General features: G+C 66.8%; 17 protein-coding genes and 1 pseudogene. 12 read left to right on the plus strand and 6 right to left on the minus strand.

Features of this window, described 5'->3' with window-relative positions:
• Positions 1–110 precede the first annotated feature (110 nt).
• On the plus strand, positions 111–1655 hold the full coding sequence (locus KR541_RS21550; protein ID WP_089489812.1) for a methyl-accepting chemotaxis protein: 1545 nt from the start codon (positions 111–113) through the stop codon (positions 1653–1655).
• A gap of 115 nt (positions 1656–1770) precedes the next feature.
• On the opposite strand, the gene gabD is transcribed toward KR541_RS21550, so the two are convergent.
• Positions 1771–3240, minus strand: coding sequence for an NADP-dependent succinate-semialdehyde dehydrogenase (gene gabD, locus KR541_RS21555; RefSeq protein WP_050017344.1), 1470 nt, complete (start codon positions 3238–3240; stop codon positions 1771–1773).
• A 90-nt stretch (positions 3241–3330) separates the two neighbouring features.
• Positions 3331–4614, minus strand: a complete 1284-nt coding sequence (locus KR541_RS21560; protein ID WP_124681046.1) for a 4-aminobutyrate--2-oxoglutarate transaminase — start codon at positions 4612–4614, stop codon at positions 3331–3333.
• A 126-nt stretch (positions 4615–4740) separates the two neighbouring features.
• Between KR541_RS21560 and pdxR the strand changes: the two genes are divergently transcribed.
• The 4 genes and pseudogenes from pdxR (at position 4741) to KR541_RS21580 (ending at position 9117) form a co-directional block, all read left to right on the plus strand.
• The gene (gene pdxR, locus KR541_RS21565) at positions 4741–6249 is read left to right on the plus strand and encodes a MocR-like pyridoxine biosynthesis transcription factor PdxR (protein ID WP_050017342.1); all 1509 of its coding nucleotides are present in this window, start codon (positions 4741–4743) and stop codon (positions 6247–6249) included.
• Positions 6250–6394: 145 nt separating this feature from the next.
• A complete protein-coding gene (gene selD / locus KR541_RS21570) occupies positions 6395–7459 on the plus strand; it encodes a selenide, water dikinase SelD (protein ID WP_216089777.1) in 1065 nt (354 codons plus the stop codon).
• Positions 7460–7617: 158 nt separating this feature from the next.
• Positions 7618–7806: pseudogene (locus tag KR541_RS21575) on the plus strand (LysE family translocator); the annotation flags it as partial.
• 231 nt (positions 7807–8037) lie between these two features.
• Positions 8038–9117, plus strand: coding sequence for a purine-nucleoside phosphorylase (locus KR541_RS21580; protein ID WP_050017340.1), 1080 nt, complete (start codon positions 8038–8040; stop codon positions 9115–9117).
• Between the two features lie 223 nt (positions 9118–9340).
• On the opposite strand, the gene KR541_RS21585 is transcribed toward KR541_RS21580, so the two are convergent.
• Positions 9341–9634: a DUF4148 domain-containing protein gene (locus KR541_RS21585; RefSeq protein ID WP_089489810.1), complete on the minus strand. Its 294-nt coding sequence runs from the start codon at positions 9632–9634 to the stop codon at positions 9341–9343.
• Between the two features lie 385 nt (positions 9635–10019).
• Positions 10020–10706 (minus strand): response regulator transcription factor, encoded by a 687-nt coding sequence (locus tag KR541_RS21590; RefSeq protein WP_050017338.1) that lies wholly within the window; start codon positions 10704–10706, stop codon positions 10020–10022.
• 327 nt (positions 10707–11033) lie between these two features.
• On the opposite strand from KR541_RS21590, the gene KR541_RS21595 reads away from it, so the two are divergent.
• Entirely contained in the window at positions 11034–11351 is a 318-nt protein-coding gene (locus KR541_RS21595; RefSeq protein WP_089489809.1) for an H-NS histone family protein, read from the plus strand.
• A gap of 371 nt (positions 11352–11722) precedes the next feature.
• The gene (locus tag KR541_RS21600) at positions 11723–12325 is read left to right on the plus strand and encodes a hypothetical protein (protein WP_216089778.1); all 603 of its coding nucleotides are present in this window, start codon (positions 11723–11725) and stop codon (positions 12323–12325) included.
• Between the two features lie 18 nt (positions 12326–12343).
• On the opposite strand, the gene ceoR is transcribed toward KR541_RS21600, so the two are convergent.
• The gene (gene ceoR / locus KR541_RS21605; RefSeq protein WP_050017335.1) at positions 12344–13348 is read right to left on the minus strand and encodes a putative multidrug efflux transcriptional regulator CeoR; all 1005 of its coding nucleotides are present in this window, start codon (positions 13346–13348) and stop codon (positions 12344–12346) included.
• A 174-nt stretch (positions 13349–13522) separates the two neighbouring features.
• Between ceoR and KR541_RS21610 the strand changes: the two genes are divergently transcribed.
• The 4 genes from KR541_RS21610 to opcM are packed head-to-tail and all read left to right on the plus strand — an operon-like array spanning position 13523 to position 20410.
• Positions 13523–14383 carry an alpha/beta hydrolase gene (locus KR541_RS21610; RefSeq protein WP_050017334.1) on the plus strand — a complete coding sequence of 287 codons (861 nt, stop codon included), beginning with the start codon at positions 13523–13525 and terminating at the stop codon, positions 14381–14383.
• A 32-nt stretch (positions 14384–14415) separates the two neighbouring features.
• Positions 14416–15633 (plus strand): multidrug efflux RND transporter periplasmic adaptor subunit CeoA, encoded by a 1218-nt coding sequence (gene ceoA / locus KR541_RS21615; RefSeq protein WP_050017333.1) that lies wholly within the window; start codon positions 14416–14418, stop codon positions 15631–15633.
• Between the two features lie 45 nt (positions 15634–15678).
• Complete coding sequence (gene ceoB / locus KR541_RS21620; RefSeq protein WP_050017332.1) at positions 15679–18864, plus strand: multidrug efflux RND transporter permease subunit CeoB; 3186 nt, start codon at positions 15679–15681, stop codon at positions 18862–18864.
• 10 nt (positions 18865–18874) lie between these two features.
• On the plus strand, positions 18875–20410 hold the full coding sequence (gene opcM / locus KR541_RS21625) for a multidrug efflux transporter outer membrane subunit OpcM (RefSeq protein ID WP_050017346.1): 1536 nt from the start codon (positions 18875–18877) through the stop codon (positions 20408–20410).
• 192 nt (positions 20411–20602) lie between these two features.
• On the opposite strand, the gene KR541_RS21630 is transcribed toward opcM, so the two are convergent.
• Complete coding sequence (locus tag KR541_RS21630) at positions 20603–21493, minus strand: LysR family transcriptional regulator (protein WP_050017331.1); 891 nt, start codon at positions 21491–21493, stop codon at positions 20603–20605.
• A gap of 101 nt (positions 21494–21594) precedes the next feature.
• Here KR541_RS21630 and KR541_RS21635 point away from each other — a divergent pair, with 101 nt between their 5' ends.
• Positions 21595–22035: a PACE efflux transporter gene (locus KR541_RS21635; protein WP_050017330.1), complete on the plus strand. Its 441-nt coding sequence runs from the start codon at positions 21595–21597 to the stop codon at positions 22033–22035.
• The last annotated feature ends 49 nt before the right edge of the window (positions 22036–22084 follow it).

Here is a 22084-nt window from a genome sequence, read left to right on the forward strand (position 1 = left end):
TTGCCGAAAGCGCAGGAGTCGACTCACACGCGGGCGAATCGATCGCCATGCGTGGAGTCTCGAATCAATCGACGAACGGACGCAAGATCCGTCACCCGGAGCTCCACACCATGCGCAACAACCAGCCTGTCACGCAACGCGAATTCGAATTTGCCGATGATGCGACGCTGATGTCGACGACCGACGTCGACAGCCACATCACGTACGCGAACGCGGCGTTCATCCAGGTCAGCGGTTTTTCTCCCGAGGAGATCGAGGGCCAGCCGCACAACGTGGTACGGCATCCGGACATGCCGAAGGAAGCGTTCGCCGACATGTGGGCGACGCTCAAGGGCGGCGAGCCGTGGACCGCGCTCGTGAAGAACCGCCGCAAGAACGGCGATCACTACTGGGTGCGCGCGAACGCGATTCCGGTGATGCGCAACGGGCAGCCGAAGGGCTACATGTCGGTGCGCACGAAGGCGACACGCGACGAGATCGCGGCCGCCGAGGCGCTGTATCGCGATTTCCGCGAAGGCAAGGCCGGCAGCCGCCGGTTCCACAAGGGATTGATCGTGCGTACGGGCGCGATGCGCGTCGCGTCGCTGTTCCAGACGATGTCGGTGCGGGCCCGGCTAGTGTCGACGCTGTGCGTCCTCGCGCCGGCTGTCGTCGGCGCCGGCTGGGCGGCCGGGTTGACCGGCGGCGCGTTCGCGGCGTTTGCCGGTGCGGCGGTCGGCGTGACGGCGGCGGCCGGGCTGTGGCTCGATGCGCAGATCGTGCGGCCGCTGGGGCAACTGCGCGACGAGGCGTTGCGCGTGGCGACCGGCGAGAGCCGCAGCGGCGTGCGGATGAACCGGGTCGACGAGATCGGCATGACGCTGCGCACGATCAACCAGCTCGGGTTGATGTTCCGCTGGCTCGTCGACGACGTCAGCGAACAGGTGTTGAACGTGCAGCGCGCGAGCAACGAGATCGCGCAAGGCAACAACGATCTGAGCGCGCGCACCGAGCAGGCGTCGACGAGCGTGCAGCAGACGGCCGCGTCGATGGCCGAGATGACGGCCACCGTGTCGAGCAATGCGGAGACGGCGCTGCAGGCGAATCAGTTGTCCGTTTCCGCGAGCGAGGCGGCCGGGCGCGGCGGGCAGGCGGTGAACGAAGTCGTCGCGACGATGAACGACATCACCGACAGCTCGCGCAAGATCGCGGACATCATCGGCGTGATCGACGGCATCGCGTTCCAGACCAACATTCTCGCGTTGAACGCGGCCGTCGAGGCGGCGCGCGCGGGCGATCAGGGGCGAGGCTTCGCGGTGGTGGCCGGCGAAGTGCGCGCGCTCGCGCAGCGCAGCGCGAACGCGGCGAAGGAGATCAAGACGCTGATCGGCGCGAGCGTCGAGCGGGTCGAGTCGGGCGCGCGGATCGTCGATGGCGCGGGCAAGACGATGGAGGACATCGTCACGCAGGTGAAGCGCGTGTCGGACCTCATTGCGGAGATCAGCTCGTCGACGGCCGAGCAGAGCACGGGCGTCGCGCAGGTCGACCAGGCAGTCGTGCATCTGGACAACATCACGCAGCAGAACGCGGCGCTCGTCGAGCAGAGCACGGCGGCGTCGGAAAGCCTGAAGCAGCAGGCGACGCGGTTGGTCGAGGCGGTGAACGTGTTCCGCTGATCGCGGGAGGGGAAGGTGACGCGGGCACGGCGGAGAGGGATACCGGCCCGCGTCGGGCCGCCCGGTTCCGGCCGGGCGGCCAGGGCCTGTCGCCGAGGCGGCAGGCCCCGAACCGTCAGACGGCGAGGCAGAGGTACTTGATCACGACGTAGTCATCGATGCCGTAGTGCGAGCCTTCGCGGCCGAGGCCCGACTGCTTGACGCCGCCGAACGGCGCGACTTCGTTCGAGATCAGGCCCGTGTTCACGCCGACCATCCCGTATTCGAGCGCTTCGGCCACCTTCCACACGCGGCCGATGTCGCGGCTGTAGAAGTACGCGGCCAAGCCGAACTCGGTGTCGTTCGCGAGGCGGATCACCTCGTCGTCGCTGCCGAACTTGAACAGCGGCGCGAGCGGCCCGAACGTCTCTTCCTTCGCGACCTTCATCGCCGGCGTGACGCCCGTCAGCACGGTCGGCTCGAAGAAGCCGTGGCCGAGCGCATGGCGCTTGCCGCCCGTCACGACGGTCGCACCCTTCGCGAGCGCGTCCTCGATGTGCGCCTCGACCTTCAGCACGGCCGCTTCGTTGATCAGCGGGCCCTGCGTGACGCCCGGCTCCGTGCCGCGGCCGACCTTCAGCTGGCCGACGGCCGCCGCGAGCTTCTGCGCGAACGGGTCGTACACGGCTTCGTGCACGTAGAAGCGGTTCGTGCACACGCACGTCTGGCCGCTGTTGCGGTACTTCGACGCGATCGCGCCCTGCACGGCCGCATCGAGATCGGCGTCGTCGAACACGATGAACGGCGCGTTGCCGCCGAGTTCCAGCGACACCTTCTTGACCGTCGCCGCGCATTGCGACATCAGCAGGCGGCCGACCGGCGTCGAGCCGGTGAACGACAGCTTGCGCACGATCGGGTTCGACGTCAGTTCGCCGCCGATCGCCTTCGGGTCGCCCGTGACGACGCTGAACACGCCGGCCGGCACGCCCGCGCGCTCGGCCAGCACGGCCATCGCGAGCGCCGAGAACGGCGTCGCTTCGGCCGGCTTCACGACGATCGGGCAGCCTGCGGCGAGCGCCGGGCCGACCTTGCGCGTGATCATCGCCGCCGGGAAATTCCACGGCGTGATCGCCGCGCACACGCCGATCGCTTCCTTCGTCACGACGATGCGCTTGTCGCTCGCCGGCGTCGGGATCGTGTCGCCGTACACGCGCTTGCCTTCTTCCGCGAACCACTCGAGGAACGACGCCGCGTAGCCGATCTCGCCCTTCGCTTCGGCGAGCGACTTGCCTTGCTCGGTCGTCAGGATCAGCGCGAGGTCGTCGGCGTTCTCCATCATCAGGTCGTGCCACTTGCGCAGGATCGTCGCGCGCTCCTTCGCGGTCTTCTTGCGCCACGCGGGCCAGGCGGCGTTCGCGGCTTCGATCGCGTGACGCGTCTCGGCCGTGCCCATCGCCGGCACGGTGCCGAGCAGGCCGCCGGTCGCCGGGTTGCGGACCTCGAACGACTCGCCGTTCGTTGCGCCTTGCCATTCGCCGTTGATGTACGCCTGCTGGCGGAACAGCGACGGATCTTTCAGTGCCAGGGTTTCCTGAACGGTGCTCATATGAATCGCCTGCTATGAAAAGGACGGATGAAAACGGCCGCCGCCGTCTTCACGACGGCGGCGGCGCATTCAGTGGAAGCGGACGGGCACTCAGGCCGGCACGCCGACCGTTTCCTTCAGCACTTCCTCGAGGATCACGAGCGCTTCGTCGAACACGGCTTGCGGGATCGTCAGCGGGAACAGGAAGCGCACGACGTTCGAGTACACGCCGCACACGAGCAGCAGCAGCCCGCGCTCGAGCGCACGCGTCTGCACGCGCTTCGTGAATTCGGCATCCGGCTCGCCCGAACCCGGCTTCAGGAATTCGACCGCGATCATCGCGCCCGGGCCGCGCACGTCGGCGATCTGCGGCACGTCGGCCTGCAGCGCGTTCAGCTTCGCCTTCAGCACGTCGCCGAGCTGCGTCGCGCGCTCGCACAGCTTCTCTTCGTCGATGATCTCGAGCACCGCGTGCGCCGATGCGACGGCCAGCGGGTTGCCCGCGTAGGTGCCGCCGAGGCCGCCGGGAGCCGCTGCGTCCATCACGTCCGCACGGCCGACGACGCCCGACAGCGGCATGCCGCCCGCGAGGCTCTTCGCCATCGTGATCAGGTCGGCCAGCACGTCGTAGTGCTGCATCGCGAACAGCTTGCCGGTACGCGCGAAGCCCGTCTGCACTTCGTCGGCGATCAGCAGGATGCCGTGTTCGTTACAGATCTTGCGCAGCGCGCGCACGAATTCGGCCGGCGCCGGGTTGAAGCCGCCTTCGCCCTGGACCGGTTCGAAGATGATCGCGGCGACGCGCTTCGGATCGATGTCGGCCTTGAACAGCATCTCGATCGCCTTGATCGAGTCGGCCGTCGTCACGCCGTGCACGGCGTTCGGGTACGGCGCGTGGAACACGTCGCCCGGGAACGGGCCGAAGTTCAGCTTGTACGGCGCGACCTTGCCGGTCAGCGCCATGCCCATCATCGTGCGGCCGTGGAAACCGCCCGAGAACGCGATCACGCCCGGACGGCCGGTGGCCGCACGCGCGATCTTGATCGCGTTCTCGACGGCTTCGGCGCCGGTCGTGAAGAACGCGGTCTTCTTCGGGAAGTCGCCCGGCGCGCGCTCGTTGATCTTCTCGGCCAGCTCGACGTACGACGCGTACGGGACGATCTGGTAGGCGGTGTGCGTGAAGTGGTTCAGCTGATCGGCGATCGCCTTGACGATCTTCGGGTGGCGGTGGCCCGTGTTCAGCACCGCGATGCCGGCGGCGAAATCGATGAAGCGGCGGCCTTCGACGTCCCACAGCTCCGCGTTCTCGGCGCGGGCTGCGTAGAAATCGCACATCACGCCGACGCCGCGCGGGGTGGCGGCGTTCTTGCGGGCCTGCAGGTCGGCATTCTTCACGGTCATCTCCTTGATGCTCTGTCCGGTGGGTAGGAAATCGGGCGCCTGGGCAGCCCATGGAGGCGACTATAATCACATTTGGCTCTGGCAATCAGAGCCATTTCAATAAATATTCAGGAGCCAATCATGCGCGCAAGCGTGTTGTCGGACTGGCTGGCGCAGCGCCTCGTGCGCGGCGGCGAACAGCCGATCTACCGGCAGCTGCATCGCCTGCTGCAACAGGCGATCCTGTCGCGCGAACTGCCGGCCGGCACGCGCGTGCCGTCGTCGCGGCTGCTGGCCGCCGAGCTCGGGATCGCGCGCAACACGGTCACGCAGGTTTACGAACAGCTTGCGCTTGAAGGCTATGTGAACTCGGCGACGGGCCGCGGCACCTTCGTCGCCGACAGCGCGCCGGACGAGATCGTCGGCGCGCCGTCCGACGCGGCGGCCGGCCCGGCCGTCGCGACGCCGTCCGCGCGGCGGCTGTCCGCGCGCGGCACGCGGCTCGTCGAAGGCGCCGGCGTGTCGAAGCGCCAGGGCGGCGCGTTCATGCCGGGCGTGCCCGATGTGTCGCGCTTTCCGGCGCGCGTGTGGACGCGGCTGCACAACAAGTACTGGCGCCGCCTGCGCCCGGACCTGCTGACCTACGCGCCCGGCGGCGGGCTCGCGCTGCTGCGCGAGGCGCTGGCCGACTACCTGCGCACGTCGCGCTCGGTGCGCTGCACGCCCGAGCAGATCGTGATCACGACCGGCATCCACCAGTCGATCGACCTCGCGGTGCGCCTGCTGACCGACCCGGGCGACGCGATCTGGACCGAAGATCCGTGCTACTGGGGCGTGCGCAGCGTGCTGAACGTGTCGGGGCTGACCACGCGGCCGATTCCGGTCGACGACGAAGGCATCGCGCCGTCGGCGGCCGATCTGGCCGAGCCGCCGAAGCTGATGCTCGTCACGCCGTCGCACCAGTATCCGCTCGGGATGGTGATGAGCCTCGCGCGGCGGCGGATGCTGCTCGAATACGCGCGCCAGCACGGCTGCTGGATCATCGAGGACGACTACGACAGCGAATTCCGCTATGGGAGCCGGCCGCTCGCGTCGCTGCAGGGCCTCGACACGGCCGGGCAGGTGATCTACGTCGGCAGTTTCGGCAAGACGCTGTTCCCGGGGCTGCGGGTCGGTTATCTGGTCGCGCCGGAGCCGCTCGCGGAGAGTTTCGCGACCGCGAGCGCCGAGCTGTATCGCGAAGGGCAGTTGCTGCAGCAGGCGGTGCTCGCCGAATTCATCGCGGAAGGGCATTTCGTGTCGCATATCCGCAAGATGCGCACGCTGTACGGGCAACGCCGCGAGGTGCTGCTCGACGCGGTCGCGCGCCGCTACGGCGATACGCTGCACGCGCTCGGCAGCGACGCGGGGCTGCATCTGGTCACGCAATTGCCCGATGGCGTCGACGATCGCGCGGTCGCGCAGGCGGCGCTCGAGCGCAACATCGTCGTGCGGCCGCTGTCCGGGTATTACGCGGATCGCTCGCGCGCTGCATCGGGATTGCTGCTCGGCTATGCGTGCGTGCCGGAAGACGAGATCGCGACCGCGTTCGCGACGCTTGCCGAGGCGATCGACGAGCGGGCGTTCGGCGGGGCCGTTGCGCTGGCTTGACGGGTGAGCACAAGCGATATCGACGCGTTGCGATTCCGTCAAAGGCCGGTCGAAGCGCGATTCTCTCCGCAACGTGGAGTGCGTATCGGGCGCGCTCGCGCCGAATTGTCGATAATAGAACGTTGTTATTCACCGGATGCCGACGATGACCGAAGCCACCCAAGCCCAGCCTGCCGTTCCGTGCCTCACGAGCCTGTCGCACGGGGGCGGCTGCGGCTGCAAGATCGCGCCGGGCGTGCTGTCCGAGCTGCTCAAGCGCGCGACGCCGCCCGCGCTGTTCCCCGATCTGCTGGTCGGCACCGAGACGTCCGACGACGCGGCCGTCTACCGGCTCAACGACGAGCAGGCGATCGTCGCCACCACCGATTTCTTCATGCCGATCGTCGACGATCCGTTCGACTTCGGCCGTATCGCGGCCACCAATGCGCTGTCCGACGTCTATGCGATGGGCGGCAAGCCGATCCTCGCACTCGCGCTGGTCGGCATGCCGATCAACGTACTGCCGCACGAGACGATCGCGGCCGTGCTGCGCGGCGGCGAATCGGTGTGCGCGGAGGCCGGCATTCCGGTCGCCGGCGGCCATTCGATCGATTCGGTCGAGCCGATCTACGGGCTCGCGGCGATCGGCGTCGTGCATCCGTCGCGCGTGAAGCGCAACGCGGCCGCGCGCGCGGGCGACGTGCTCGTGCTCGGCAAGCCGCTCGGCGTCGGCGTGCTGTCGGCCGCGCTGAAGAAGAACCAGCTCGATGCCGACGGTTACGCGCAAATGGTCGCGACTACAACGAAGCTCAACCGGCCGGGCGCCGAACTCGCCGCGTTGCCGGGCGTGCATGCGCTGACCGACGTCACCGGCTTCGGGCTGCTCGGCCATACGCTCGAACTGGCGCGCGGCGCGCAGCTCACCGCGCGCGTGCACTACGCGTCGCTGCCGTGGCTCGCGGGCGTCGAGACGTTCGTTGCCGACGGCGTGTTCACCGGCGCGTCGGGCCGCAACTGGGCCGCGTACGGCACGGACGTGCGGCTCGCCGACGGGCTGCCGCCCGTCGCGCAGGCACTGCTGACCGATCCGCAGACGTCCGGCGGGCTGCTGGTCGCGTGTGCACCGGAAGCGGTCGACGACGTGCTCGCCTGCTTCCGCGCCGACGGTTTCGACCGCGCGGCCGTGATCGGCGAGATGGTGGACGGGCCGTCGCGCGTCGACGTCGCCTGATTCCGGATTCACACGCCGGATCGTTTCGACGTCGCTGGAATCGATGCCTTCCATCGACGGTATTGATGCCATCGACGACCGATGAACGACTTCCTGTTCGGGCTGATGATCGCGCTGTCGGTCGGGCCCGTCGCACTGATGATCGCGAACTACGGCATGCGCACCGGCACTGGCTGCTCGGCGCAGCGTGCGTGTTTGCGGGCAGCCTCGCGGGGCAGCTCGTGTTCGCGTTCGGCGGCAGCGCGATCGGGCGCTTCGTGAAATCGCCGGGGTGGCTCGCGGCGAGCCACGTGGTCGCCGCACTCGTCGTGCTCGGTTATGGCGTCGCGGAGTTGATGCGCGTGTAGTGCGGCGAGAAACAGCCGACGTCGCGCGTGGCGAAGAACCCGATAGCATTCCTGATGTTTGAAAGGCCGCGGCGAACGTACGATTTTCGATCACGCAACATGCGTTCGTTCGCACGAAACACCACCCGTCGTTTCGTAGTCGGGTTCCGCATCGCGCACGCTCGTTCTATACTCCCTCGCGCAGTCTCCGACAGCCGTTCTCACCCAACACCATCGAAACAAGGAACGCCGATGCTGACTCGCTCCATTCTTTCCGCCGCTGCATTCTCGCTCGCCGCCTGTGCGACCGCGCCATCGATCGCGCAGGACAATCAGGGCAACGACGCAGGCAACGCCGCATTCGCCGAGACCGGCTCGCATGGCCGCCCGGTCAAGGTCATGATCATCACGATGTTCGGCCCGGAAGGCCAGGCGTGGCTCGACCGGCTCGGCCCGTGGCGCGACATCGCCGTGCCCGGCCTGTCGCCCGACTATCCGGCCGTCCACTGCAACAAGCAGGACGTATGCGTGGTGACGACCGGCATGGGCTATGCGAACGCGTCGGCGACGATCATGGCGCTCACGTTCTCGCAACGCTTCGATCTGCGCCGCACATATTTCCTGGTCTCGGGCATCGCGGGCGTCGACCCTGCACAGGGCACGGTCGGGTCGGCCGCGTGGTCGAAATACCTCGTCGATTTCAGTCTGCAGTGGGAGCTCGATGCGCGCGAGATTCCGGCCGGGTGGAACACCGGCTTCCTCGGCATCAACACGAAGAGCCCGAGCGACAAGCCGCCGCTCGACTATCGCACCGAAGTGTTCCAGCTCAACCCGCAGTTGACCGATGCCGCGTATGCGTTGTCGCGCAACGTCGTGCTCGCCGACAGCGCACAGGCGCAGGCCGCGCGCGCGAAGTTCACGTATGCGCCGGCGAACCGGCCGCCGACGGTGGTCCAGTGCGACACGTCATCGGGCAACACGTGGTTCTCGGGCACGCTGATCGGCGAGCGCGCGCGCCAGTGGACCAAGATCCTGACGGACGGCAAGGGCACCTACTGCATGACCGCGCAGGAAGACAACGCGACGTTCGAAGCGCTCAAGCGCGCGGCGAGCGTGAAGCGGGTCGACCTGTCGCGCGTGGCGGTGCTGCGCACGGGGTCCGACTTCGACCGGCCGTATGCGGGGCAGACGAGCGCCGACAACCTGCTGAACTACGCGGATCAAGGCGGCTTCGCGCCCGCGACCGAAAACCTGTATCGCGCCGGCAATCCGCTGGTGCAGGACATCGTCACGCACTGGGGCGAATGGCGTGATGGGGTGCCGCGTCGTTGATCGCCGCAGGACGGTATCAGCGACGCGTCGACGCGAGCCTTAATGCGATTGCGGCCCGGAACGGAACGGCGTCCACACCGGCGTGGTGTCGTCCCAGTGATCGAGCGGCGAAGGAAGTTGATCGTTCATCATGTGCTCCTGTAACTCACTGATTCAGCAAAGTCGTCGATAAGGTCGTTCGAGACGCCGCGCACGGGGCAACCCGCTGCGCGGCGTCGCGCGTTTACCGGCCCCCGCCGGCGAGCTGGTTGCCTTCCGGCATCGGGCGATACGGGCCTTCGGCGAGTTCGAGCCCTTGCGGATACGAGGTCGCCTTGCGCAGGTACGCGAGCGTGCCGTCCTTGCGTGCCTGCTCGACTTCCGCGCTGACTTCGGCGCGCGTACGCGGGCCGTTGTGTTGCGAGTACCACGACGTGTTGGCGTAGTCGCCGGCGTGCGGGGTGCCCGAGTCGGCAAAGGCCGGTGCGGACACGGCAAGTGTGAGAGCGAGGGCCGAGAGAAGATGGCGGCGGTTCATGGCGTAACTCCTAGAGATGTCGGAGCTGGCGCCCGAGCGCTGACTCCGGTCCCGCCAGGCGGGATCTGTTCGATGCGCAACGAGGTGCGCGACAGGGTTTACTCTAGGTGTCCGTTCCGTCGCGATAAATGCGGCAGACGCGAATTGAATTGTCGCTGTACAGGAACAATTGGAATCCGCACACGCAGTGAGGACATGCGCGCAGCCTTGCCCGGCGGCGCCGACAGCGAGATACGGCAGGTCCGCCGGAACGCGCCGCGACGATCGGCGCGTGTTCAGCAACAGTCCATTGCGTACGGTGTCAGGATGCCGCGGCGCGCGCCGTTCATCGCGCATCGTGTCGACGGGAACGGCCGGCTGCGGTACGCGATGATGGGACGGCGAATCAGATCGCTTCGAGCCGGTAGCCCAGCGTATAGACCGCGCTGAGGCGCACGCCGTTCGACGGCTGCAGCGCGAGCTTCATCCGCAGCCGGTAGATATGCGTGTCGAGGCTGCGCGACACGCCAGCCATGTCGCGGCCCCAGAGCGAGCGAATCAGCGCGTCGCGCGGCATGATCCGCCCGGGATTGCGAAACAGCAGCACGGCGAGATCGAATTCCCGCGGCGTCAGCTTGACCGGCGCGCCATGCAGCAGCACGGTTCGCGTTCGCGTGTCGATCAGATAGCTGCCGAGCCTGAGCGTGTCGTGCCGGCCGGCGCCGCCGTGATACGCGCGCCTGAGCAGCGCGTTGGCGCGCGCCAGCAGCTCGAACTGATTGATCGGCTTGACCATGTAGTCGTCGGCGCCCGCGTTGATCGCGGAGAAGACTTCATCGTCGCGCGCGCGTTGTGTCAGGAACAGGATCGGCAGACGGCCCCCAATGCGCTCGCGTGTCCATTGGAGCACTTCGAATCCGGACATGCCGGGCACCCGCCAGTCGAGAATCAGTAGATCGACCACCGAACTCTCCAGATGGCGAATCGCCTGATTTCCGTTGCTGACTGCATGCACGCGATAGCCTGCCGTTTCCAGTGTCGACGTGATCAACTCCACATAGGCGGGATCGTCCTCGAGATAGAGAACGTTCATGTTACGTACTCCTTCGATGTTGATCGTAACGATCGGGCCGTGTCGAGCGTCCGGGCGGGAAAGGGAGATCCGGCTCACGCACGCGACGATCGACAGCACGTAATTTGCCGCGATATTCGTCTCGATGCGTCGGAAAAATTGTCAACGATTTTGAACGTGTGGAATTCGTTAAGTTAGTGCTATTGATCATTTTTCGGTTTATGGAAGGCGCGAGGTTTGGTCTCTTTGTTGACAAAGGTTGTCAATGTCCGTGAATGGCTCGATTACGCTTGGTCGTGCCGGTAGCAGGCCGGCGCACGACAGGAATGAGCGATCCAGGGGGCACGCATGTTGATTTACAAGTCGTTTGTGGAAAAGAAGGTGCTGCTCGAGGCCCAGCTGGAGCGGGAGCGTCTTGCCATTGCAGCGACGGTATTGACCGAAGTGCGACGTTGCATCGAAGAGTTCGGTTTCACGCCGCAGGAGATTTTTTCCGGTGACGGCGGTACGCCCGGAAGAAAGCGTCGCGCGAAATACTTCAATCCGGAGACCGGACAGACGTGGTCCGGCGTCGGCCGTGAACCGGCATGGATACGCGGTCAGGATCGAAGCCGGTTCGCGATCGATGCGCCGCCTGTCGATTCGAATCAACCTGAGTACTCCTGATCTCGTATGAACGATGAATCGGCATGTGGGTTCCGGCGGTGCGGTAACGCTGATGTTTCCCCGTGCGTCCCGCCCGCCTCGCAGGCCGGTCACCGACAGCGCGATCGCCGGTCGGTGGGTTGACTTGCTATGGCCCGATTACCATCATGAATGGAACCGGTTTCCAATACAAATATATTACATCCGTAGTGTGACATTTCGTGGAACTGACCAAGGTCCTGCCGGCAAGCGGGCGGGATACGGGTCGGTAGCGAGGGGAAATGCGTATGAACAATGGAACGGCCGGTCGGCATCGACGGGGGCTGGCACCCGCACCCGTGTGCGTGGGTATCGGCGTGACGCACGACACGCTAGAGATGTGCATTTCGTCGATGAGCGTGATTTTCGGTTACCGGAACGAGACGTTCGGCATCGAGTCGCTGGCCGATGGGATCGTCGCGTGGGCGCCGGCGCTCATCGTGCTGGAGTCGGCCGGCGGGGCCGAGCATGAAGTGGCGTGTGCGCTTCAGGCGCTGCGATTGCCGCTCGCCATCGTCAAGCCGCAACAGGCGCGGGACTGGCTCCCGGATTCGGCGACGCTACCGCTCGACGGAAAAGGGGCGCGGGCAAGCCTGCTGGCGGCGCTCGCCGATGTGCTGAACCGGCATCCGTCGGGCGGGCGCCTCGTCGAGCCGCTGTCCGATCCGCAACTGGGGCACGTGCAGGCGCTGGTTCAGCGCCGACGTCAACTGGCGCGCATGCAGATCGCGGAATATCAACTGCTGACGTTGTGTCATGGGAGCGTGCGCAACGGCATCGTGCAGACGATCGCGTTCCTGAAACACCAGATCGCGGTGGTCGATCGCCATTGCGCGCGGCATGTGAACACGCAGCGCGACGCGTTCGCGCGGTTGCTGGCGCACGAGGTGCGACCCGGCCGCGTCGCGCGTCACGTGCAGGTGGGCGCGTTCATCCGCAACTGGCGGGCGAAGTGACGCGGCGGTGCGCCGCGTTCAGGCAACCCACTCGTTGATGACCGGCGTATCGAGCACCGGCGCGCGTTCGGCTTCCTCGAACGTCCGCTTGCTGCACGTCGCGTCGAGGCTGCCCTTGCCGCTCAGCAGCGGGCAGCGGTCGAACACTTCGGCAATCCAGTCGACGAACACGCGCACCTTCGGCGACAGATGGCGGCTGTGCGGATACACGACCGAGATCGGCATCGGCAGCGGCTTGACGCCGGGCAGCACTTCCTTGAGCCGGCCTTCGCGCAGGTGCGGCAGCACCATGAACAGCGGCGGCTGGATCAGCCCGAAGCCCTCGATTCCGCACGTCACGTACGCGTCGGCGTCGTTCACCGACACGATGCCCTCCATCTTCATCTCGACTTCCTTGCCGTCGATCAGGAACGTCCAGTCGATCGTGCGGCCCGTGCGGCTCGAGAAGTAGTTGACGGCCTTGTGCTGGCTGAGGTCGTCGATCGTCTGCGGCTCGCCGTGGTGCTCGAGATAGTTGGGCGACGCGACCGTCACGCATTCGAACAGGCCGACGCGGCGCGCGACGAGCGACGAGTCCTGCAGCGCGCCGACGCGGATCACGCAGTCGACGCCTTCCTGCAGCAGGTCGACCGGCCGGTCGGACAGGCCGAGTTGCAGGTCGATGTCCGGATAGCGCGTATGGAATTCGCACAGCGACGGAATCACGAGCAGCCGCCCGATCGAGCCCGGCATGTCGATACGCAACTTTCCGTGCGGCTTCCGGTTGTTGGCCTGGAAGCTTGCTTCGGTTTCCTCGACGTCCGCGAGGATTCGCACGCATCGTTCGTAGTACGCGGCGCCGTCCGGCGTGAGCGACAGCCGGCGCGTGGTCCGGTGCATCAGCCGCACGCCGAGGAAGGCTTCGAGATTCTGGATGATCGTCGTGACGGACGCCCGCGGCAAGCCGAGCGTTTCTGCTGCCTTGGTGAAGCTGCTTGTATCGACGACGCGAGTAAACACCTGCATGGCCTGAAGCCGGTCCATCACAACCTCCGCAATTTAATTTGCCGCCGGAACAAGAAGGCTGCGCTACCTCGTGGGTAAACGCAGCCTCGGATTGTTCGGGGGCGTTGAATTGTGTTGCCGGATTATAGGCATTTATCCCAATGTCTGCCGGACTCAGAATTCGTTCCATCTCGAAATGGACGCTGCATCGTCATGGACGCTTCTGAATTCAGCAAATTCCTGAAAGCCGCACTGCCCGCTCAAGCCATAGCGGGCGCGGCGCTGACGGTTGCCGAAGTGGAAATTCCCGGCTACGCGCAGGACATCGTGCTGCGCCTCTACCGCCGTCCGGACAAGACCGGGCTGCCGGTAGTGCTTTATTTTCACGGCGGCGGCTTCGTCCGCGGTTCGCTCGAAGACGCGGATTTCGCCGCGCGCTTTTTAGCAGAACGCTTACCAGCTCTCGTAGTGTCGGTCGATTATTCGCTCGCGCCGGCCTTTCCTTTTCCGGCCGCGCCGGAGGATGCGTATCGCGCCGCCGTGTGGGCCGCGACGCGCGCCCGCGCGTTCGGCGGCAACCCGAAAAAGATCGGCGTGGCCGGGCACGACGCGGGCGGCCAGCTCGCGAACTGCCTGGCCTTCATCGCCCGCGACCGCGGCGAAGTGTCGATCGCTGCGCAGGCGCTGTTCGGGCCGATGCTCGATCCGAGCATGACGCGCATCGGCGACGCCGAGCGCCTCGCGTCCGACATCACCGCGCGCGAATGCGCGGCCTGTTATCGCGCATATCTGCCGCAGGCGGCGCAACGCATGCACCCGTACGCGGCGCCGATCGAGTCGGTGCGCCTCGCGGGGCTGCCGCCGACGCTCGTCGTCACCGCGCAGAACGACGTGCTGCACGTCGAGGCGGAGAAATATGCGGGCTGCCTGATCTCGTCGGGCGTGCTCACGCAGGTGATCCGCTATCCGGACATCACGCACGCCGCGCTCGCCACGCACGAAGCCGCATTCGAGGAAGCCGTGCGCTTCTTTCAGTGCCGCTTCCAGGCGCGCCAGCCGAACCGTTCCGAATAACCAGAACCAATCCACGCTTACCGGAGATCCACATGGCCATCCTACGCACCTCCCGCTCCCGAATCGCGACCGCGGCGATCGTCACGCTCGCCGTCGTCGGCCTCGGCACGTTCGGCGCGATGCGCGTGAACGCGAACGCCCCCGAGAAAGCGGCGGCGCCGCTGCCCGAAGTCGACGTCGCGACCGTCGTGCCGCAGACCGTCACCGACTGGCAAAGCTATTCGGGCCGCCTCGAGGCGGTCGAGAAAGTCGACGTGCGCCCGCAGGTGTCGGGCACGATCGTCGCGGTGAACTTCAAGGACGGCGCGCTCGTGAAGAAGGGCGACGTGCTGTTCGTGATCGACCCGCGCCCGTACCAGGCGGAAGTCGACCGCGCCGCCGCGCAACTCGCGGCCGCGCAGGCACGCAACGGCTATGCGCAGACCGACTGGCAGCGCGCGCAGCGGCTGATCGGCGACAACGCGATCGCGAAGCGCGACTACGACGAGAAGCAGAACGCGGCGCGCGAAGCGAACGCGAACCTGAAGGCCGCCGAAGCCGCGCTGGAAACGGCGCGCATCAACCTCGGCTATACGCGCATCACGGCGCCGGTATCGGGCCGCGTGTCGCGCGCGGAAATCACGCTCGGCAACGTCGTATCGGCCGGCGCATCGGCCGCGCCGCTGACGACGCTGGTGTCGGTGTCGCCGATCTACGCGTCGTTCGACGCGGACGAGCAGACCTATCTGCAATACATCAACGGCGCGCGCAGCGGCCGCAAGGTGCCGGTCGAGCTCGGCCTCGCGAACGAAACCGGCTACTCGCGCAGCGGCGAGATCGATTCGGTCGACAACCGGCTCGACACGTCGTCCGGCACGATCCGCGTGCGCGCACGCTTCGACAACGCGGACGGCACGCTCGTCCCGGGCCTCTACGCACGCGTGAAGGTGGGCGGCAGCGCGCCGCACGAGGCGCTGCTCGTCGACGACGCGGCGATCAACACCGACCAGGACAAGAAGTTCGTGTTCGTCGTCGATCAGCAGGGCCGCGTGTCGTACCGCGAAGTGCAGCCGGGGATGCAGCACGGCAACCGGCGCGTGATCGTGAGCGGCCTTGCCGCCGGCGATCGCGTGGTCGTGAACGGCACGCAGCGCGTGCGCCCCGGCGCGCAGGTGAAGCCGCACATGGTCCCGATGACGGGCGGCGACGAGCCGTCCGCGCCGCTCGCGGATAACGCGAAGCCGGCCGCACCGGCGAAGGCGGATTCGTAAGCGGCGCGCCGCTTCGCATCCGCGTTCAACCAGACAGAGCAACCCATGAACATTTCCAAATTCTTTATCGACCGGCCGATCTTCGCAGGAGTCCTATCAGTGATCATCCTGCTCGGCGGGGTGATCGCGATGTTCCTGCTGCCGATTTCGGAATATCCGGAAGTCGTGCCGCCTTCCGTGATCGTGAAGGCGCAGTACCCGGGCGCGAACCCGAAAGTGATCGCCGAGACGGTCGCGTCGCCGCTGGAAGAACAGATCAACGGCGTCGAGGACATGCTCTACATGCAGTCGCAGGCGAACAGCGACGGCAACATGACGATCACCGTCACGTTCAAGCTCGGCACCGATCCGGACAAGGCCACGCAGCTCGTGCAGAACCGCGTGAACCAGGCGCTGCCGCGTTTGCCGGAAGACGTGCAGCGGCTCGGCATCACGACGGTGAAGAGCTCGCCGACGCTGACGATGGTGGTCCACCTGATCTCGCCGGACAACCGCTACGACATGACCTACCTGCGCAACTACGCGCTGATCAACGTGAAGGATCGCCTGTCGCGGATCCAGGGCGTCGGCCAGGTGCAGCTGTGGGGTTCGGGCGACTACGCGATGCGCGTGTGGCTCGATCCGCAGAAGGTCGCGCAGCGCGGGCTGTCGGCCGAGGACGTCGTGCAGTCGATCCGCGAGCAGAACGTGCAGGTCGCGGCCGGCGTGATCGGCGCATCGCCGTCGCTGCCCGGCACGCCGCTGCAGCTGTCGGTGAACGCGCGCGGCCGTCTGCAGACGGAAGACGAATTCGGCGACATCGTCGTGAAGACGACGCCGGACGGCGGCGTCACGCACCTGCGCGACATCGCGCGGATCGGGCTCGACGCATCCGAATACGGGCTGCGCTCGCTGCTCGACAACAAGCCGGCCGTCGCGATGGCGATCAACCAGTCGCCAGGCGCGAACTCGCTGCAGATTTCGGACGAAGTACGCAAGACGATGGCCGAGCTGAAGCAGGACATGCCGGCGGGCGTCGACTACAAGATCGTCTATGACCCGACGCAGTTCGTGCGCTCGTCGATCAAAGCCGTCGTGCACACGCTGCTCGAAGCGATCGCGCTGGTCGTGATCGTCGTGATCGTGTTCCTGCAGACCTGGCGCGCGTCGCTGATCCCGCTGATCGCGGTGCCGGTGTCGATCATCGGCACGTTCTCGCTGCTGCTTGCGTTCGGGTATTCGATCAACGCGTTGTCGCTGTTCGGGATGGTGCTCGCGATCGGGATCGTGGTCGACGATGCGATCGTCGTCGTCGAGAACGTCGAGCGCAACATCGAAGGCGGGATGAACGCGCGGCAGGCGACCTACAAGGCGATGCAGGAAGTGAGCGGGCCGATCATCGCGATCGCGCTGACGCTCGTCGCCGTGTTCGTGCCGCTCGCGTTCATGTCGGGCCTGACCGGCCAGTTCTACAAGCAGTTCGCGATGACTATCGCGATCTCGACGGTGATCTCGGCGTTCAACTCGCTGACGCTGTCGCCGGCGCTGTCCGCGATCCTGCTGAAGGGGCACGGCGACAAGGAGGACTGGCTCACGCGCGTGATGAACCGCGTGCTCGGCGGCTTCTTCCGCGGCTTCAACAAGGTGTTCCATCGCGGCGCGGAGAACTACGGCCGCGGCGTGCGCGGCGTGCTGTCGCGCAAGACGCTGATGCTCGGCGTGTACCTCGTGCTGGTGGGCGCGACCGTGCTCGTGTCGAAGGTCGTGCCGGGCGGCTTCGTGCCCGCGCAGGACAAGGAATACCTGATCGCGTTCGCGCAGCTGCCGAACGGTGCATCGCTCGACCGCACCGAGAAGGTGATCCGCGACATGGGCTCGATCGCGCTGAAGCAGCCGGGCGTCGAGAGCGCGGTCGCGTTCCCGGGGTTGTCGGTGAACGGCTTCACGAACAGCTCGAGCGCGGGCATCGTGTTCGTCACGCTGAAGCCGTTCTCGGAACGGCACGGCAAGGCGCTGTCGGCCGGCGCGATCGCGGGTGCGCTGAACCAGAAATACAGCGCGATGAAGGACTCGTTCGTCGCGGTGTTCCCGCCGCCGCCGGTGCTCGGCCTCGGTACGCTCGGCGGGTTCAAGATGCAGATCGAGGATCGCGGCGCGGTCGGTTACGCGAAGCTGTCGGATGCGACCAACGACTTCATCAAGCGCGCGCAGCAGGCGCCCGAACTCGGCCCGCTGTTCACGAGCTACCAGATCAACGTGCCGCAGCTCAACGTCGATCTCGATCGCGTGAAGGCGAAGCAGCTCGGCGTGCCGGTGACCGACGTGTTCAACACGATGCAGGTGTATCTCGGTTCGCTGTACGTGAACGACTTCAATCGCTTCGGGCGCGTGTACCAGGTGCGCGTGCAGGCCGATGCGCCGTTCCGCCAGCGCGCGGACGACATCCTGCAACTGAAGACGCGCAACGACAAGGGCGAGATGGTGCCGCTGTCGTCGCTCGTCACGGTGACGCCGACGTTCGGTCCGGAAATGGTCGTGCGCTACAACGGCTACACGGCGGCCGACATCAACGGCGGCCCGGCGCCCGGCTTCTCGTCGGGGCAGGCGCAGGCCGCGGTCGAGCGCATCGCGCACGAGACGCTGCCGCGCGGCGTGCGGTTCGAGTGGACCGACCTCACGTACCAGCAGATTCTCGCAGGCGATTCGGCGATGTACGTGTTCCCGATCAGCGTGCTGCTCGTGTTCCTCGTGCTCGCCGCGTTGTATGAAAGCCTGACGCTGCCGCTCGCGGTGATCCTGATCGTGCCGATGAGCATTCTGTCGGCGCTGACGGGCGTGTGGCTCACGCAGGGCGACAACAACATCTTCACGCAGATCGGCCTGATGGTGCTGGTGGGGCTGTCCGCGAAGAACGCGATCCTGATCGTCGAATTCGCGCGCGAGCTCGAACACGACGGCAGGACGCCGCTCGAGGCCGCGATCGAGGCGAGCCGGCTGCGGCTGCGCCCGATCCTGATGACGTCGATCGCCTTCATCATGGGCGTGGTGCCGCTCGTCACGTCGACCGGCGCCGGTTCGGAAATGCGCCATGCGATGGGTGTCGCGGTGTTCTTCGGGATGCTCGGCGTGACGCTGTTCGGGCTGATGCTGACGCCGGTGTTCTACGTCGTGCTGCGTACGCTCGCGGGCGGCAAGATCCACGTCGCCGGCAAGGATTCGACGGGGTACGGCGTGCCGGCGCCCGATGCTTGAGGACCAGAAAATGAATAACTTGCACAACACGAACGGCCTGATGCGCTTCGCGAAGGTGGCGGCCGCGAGCACCCTGCTCGCGACGCTGCTCGCCGCGTGCGCGGTGGGCCCCGACTACAAGCGTCCGGACGCGGCGGCGCCGGCCGCGTTCAAGGAAGCGCCGACCCTCGCCGCGGGCGAGCAGGCCGGCACGTGGAAGACGGCCGAGCCGTCGGACAACGAACATCGCGGCGAATGGTGGAAGGTGTTCGGCGACCCGGTGCTCGATTCGCTCGAGACGCAGGCGCTCGCCGCGAACCAGAACCTGAAGGCCGCGGCCGCGCGGGTCGAGGAAGCGCGTGCGGCGACCCGTTCCGCGCGCTCGCAATGGTTCCCGCAGATCGGCGCCGGGTTCGGGCCGACGCGCGAAGGGCTGTCGTCGGCGTCGCAGTTCCAGCCGCAGGGCACCGGCCCGACCAACGCGACGCTGTGGCGCGCGCAGGGCACGGTGTCGTACGAAGCCGACCTGTTCGGCCGCGTCGGCCGCAACGTCGAGGCGTCGCGCGCCGACCAGGCGCAGAGCGAAGCACTGTTCCGCTCGGTGCAGCTCGCGCTGCAGGCCGACGTCGCGCAGAACTACTTCGAACTGCGCCAGCTCGATTCCGATCAGGATCTGTACCGCCGCACGGTGGAGTTGCGCGAGCAGGCGCTGAAGCTCGTGCAGCGTCGCTTCAACGAAGGCGACATCAGCGAGCTCGACGTGTCGCGCGCGAAGAACGAGTTGGCGAGTGCGCAGGCCGATGCGGTCGGCGTCGCGCGTCGGCGTGCCGCGTCTGAGCATGCGCTGGCCATTCTGCTCGGCAAGGCGCCGGCGGATTTCGCGTTCAAGGAAACGCCGATCGTGCCGGTCGCGGTGAAGATTCCGCCGGGCCTGCCGTCCGCGCTGCTCGAACGGCGTCCGGACGTGTCGGCGGCCGAGCGCGCGATGGCGGCCGCGAACGCGCGGATCGGGCTCGCGAAGTCGGCGTACTTCCCGAAGCTCGATATCACCGGGGCGTTCGGGTATGAAGCATCGACGCTCGGCAACCTGTTCCTGTGGTCGAGCCGCACGTTCCTGCTCGGGCCGTTCGCCGGCACCGCGCTGACGTTGCCGCTGTTCGACGGCGGACGGCGGGCTGCCGGTGTGCAGCAGGCGCGCGCGCAGTACGACGAGCAGGTCGCGAACTACCGGCAGCAGGTGCTCGTCGCGTTCCGCGAGGTCGAGGACAATCTTGCGGACCTGCGTCTGCTCGATGATCAGATCCGCGCGCAGGATGCGGCCGTCAACGCGTCGCGTCGGGCGGCGACGTTGTCGCGTACGCAGTATCAGGAAGGCGAAGTGGCCTATCTCGACGTGATCGACAGCGAGCGGTCGGTGCTGCAGTCGCAATTGCAGGCGAACCAGCTGACCGGCGCGCAGGCCGTATCGACGGTCAACCTGATCCGGGCGCTGGGCGGCGGGTGGGGGCCGGCGCCGGCTGCGGTTGGCGACGCGGCGACCGGCAAGGCGGAGGTGGCTGCGCGCTGAGCGTGAGCGGCGGGCGATTCGGGCAATTCGTTGCCCGGCCGTCGGCCGCGAATCGAAGAACCCCGGCATGCAGGCTCAGGCCTGCGTGACCGGGGTTTTTTCATGGTGCGTCGAGCTGATATCGCAACTAACGGTCAAACTCGCCCGGCACCGGCGGGTGGAGCGTGCGGCCGTGTCCCGCCGCACGCCCGATCAAGCTAGGTGGCCTTCAGCCCGCAGCGCCCGCACCAGTTCGCCGGCCGCCTTGCCGAGCCTCGAGTGCTTCGGCCGGCGCAGATACACGGGCAGCGGCAGCCCGTTGCGGATGTTCGCGAACACGAGCGGTGCGAGCTCGCCGGCGGCGACATGCCGGCCGATCAGCGATTCGGGAAAATTCGCCCAGCCATGCCCGGCCTTCACGAGCGCGATCGCGGTCGCCATGTCGGTCACCTTCCACGTGCGGTTGCCGATCACCGGGCGCACGTCGGTGAGCGGTCGCCCGGGATCGGCGATCACGATCTGCCGGAACCCCGACAGTCGCTCGATCGCCTCCGGATGCGCGGCTTCGGCAATCGCCGGATGATCGGGCGCGGCGACCGCGATCAGCGTCTCGGTCCACAGCGCGTGAATCTGTTCCTGCGGATGAAGATCGAGCCCGCCGTACGCGACGCAAAGATCGACGGCGCCGCGATGCAGCGCATCGACGATCGCATCCTGCGGCGCGATGACGACGCTGACCGCGAGCGCCGGATATTTCGCGGCGACGGCGGTCAGCGCGCGCGCAATCGGCGCGCCGTCGATTTCGGCCGCGAGCCCGAGCCGAAGCGTGTCCTCGACACCGTCCGACAAGTGCTGCGCATGCGCACGCAGCGCATGCAGCCGTTCGGCGATCGCGCGCGCGTCGGGCAGCAGCGCGGCCATCGCGGCGGTCGGCGTCGGCTCGCGCGAGCCGCGATCGAACAGCACGAGGTCGAGTTCGGCCTCGAGGTTCGCGATCGCCATGCTGACCGCCGACGGCGTGCGGCCGAGCGCACGCGCGGCCGCCGAGAACGAGCCTTTGTCGATGACGGCCAGCAGCATGTCGATGTGATCGCTGGTCAGCATGGTCCGCCGCCTCCTGTCAGAAAAATTGAAAGGACCTGACTTTTGCGGACGCAGTGCCCGCTGTAGTCTCGCCACCTTGTTCGATATGAAGGTGGCAGGTCATGCAAGGATGGAAGAGGCGCATAGTCTACGTCGTGATGTTCGAGGTGCTCGGCATCCTCGTCGCGTCGTCGGTGCTCGGCATGCTGAGTGGCGCGAGCGCGACGGCGAGCGGCCTGCTCGGCGTGATGATCTCGACGACGGGCGTCATCGTCAATTTTTTCTACAACGTCGGGTTCGAGGCGTGGGAGCGGCGGCGCACCGAAACGACGCGCACTGTCGGGCGACGTGTCGTGCATGCGATCGGGTTTCAGGTCGCGCTCGTGACGTTCCTGATTCCGTTGATCGCGTGGTGGCTCGACGTGTCGTTATGGCAGGCGTTCCTGTACGACGCGGTGCTGATCGTGTTCTTCCCGATCTTCACGTTCACGTACAACTGGGCGTTCGACAGCGTGTTCGGGTTGCCGGATGCGGTGACGCGCAAGGCAGCGTCGGCTGCGTGATGCAGACGGATGCGAAACGATGCGGACTGCCCACGCCGTTTCGCTTCTG

Origin of the sequence: Burkholderia sola, assembly GCF_905400185.1 — a bacterium.
Classification (GTDB): Bacteria; Pseudomonadota; Gammaproteobacteria; order Burkholderiales; family Burkholderiaceae; genus Burkholderia; species Burkholderia sola.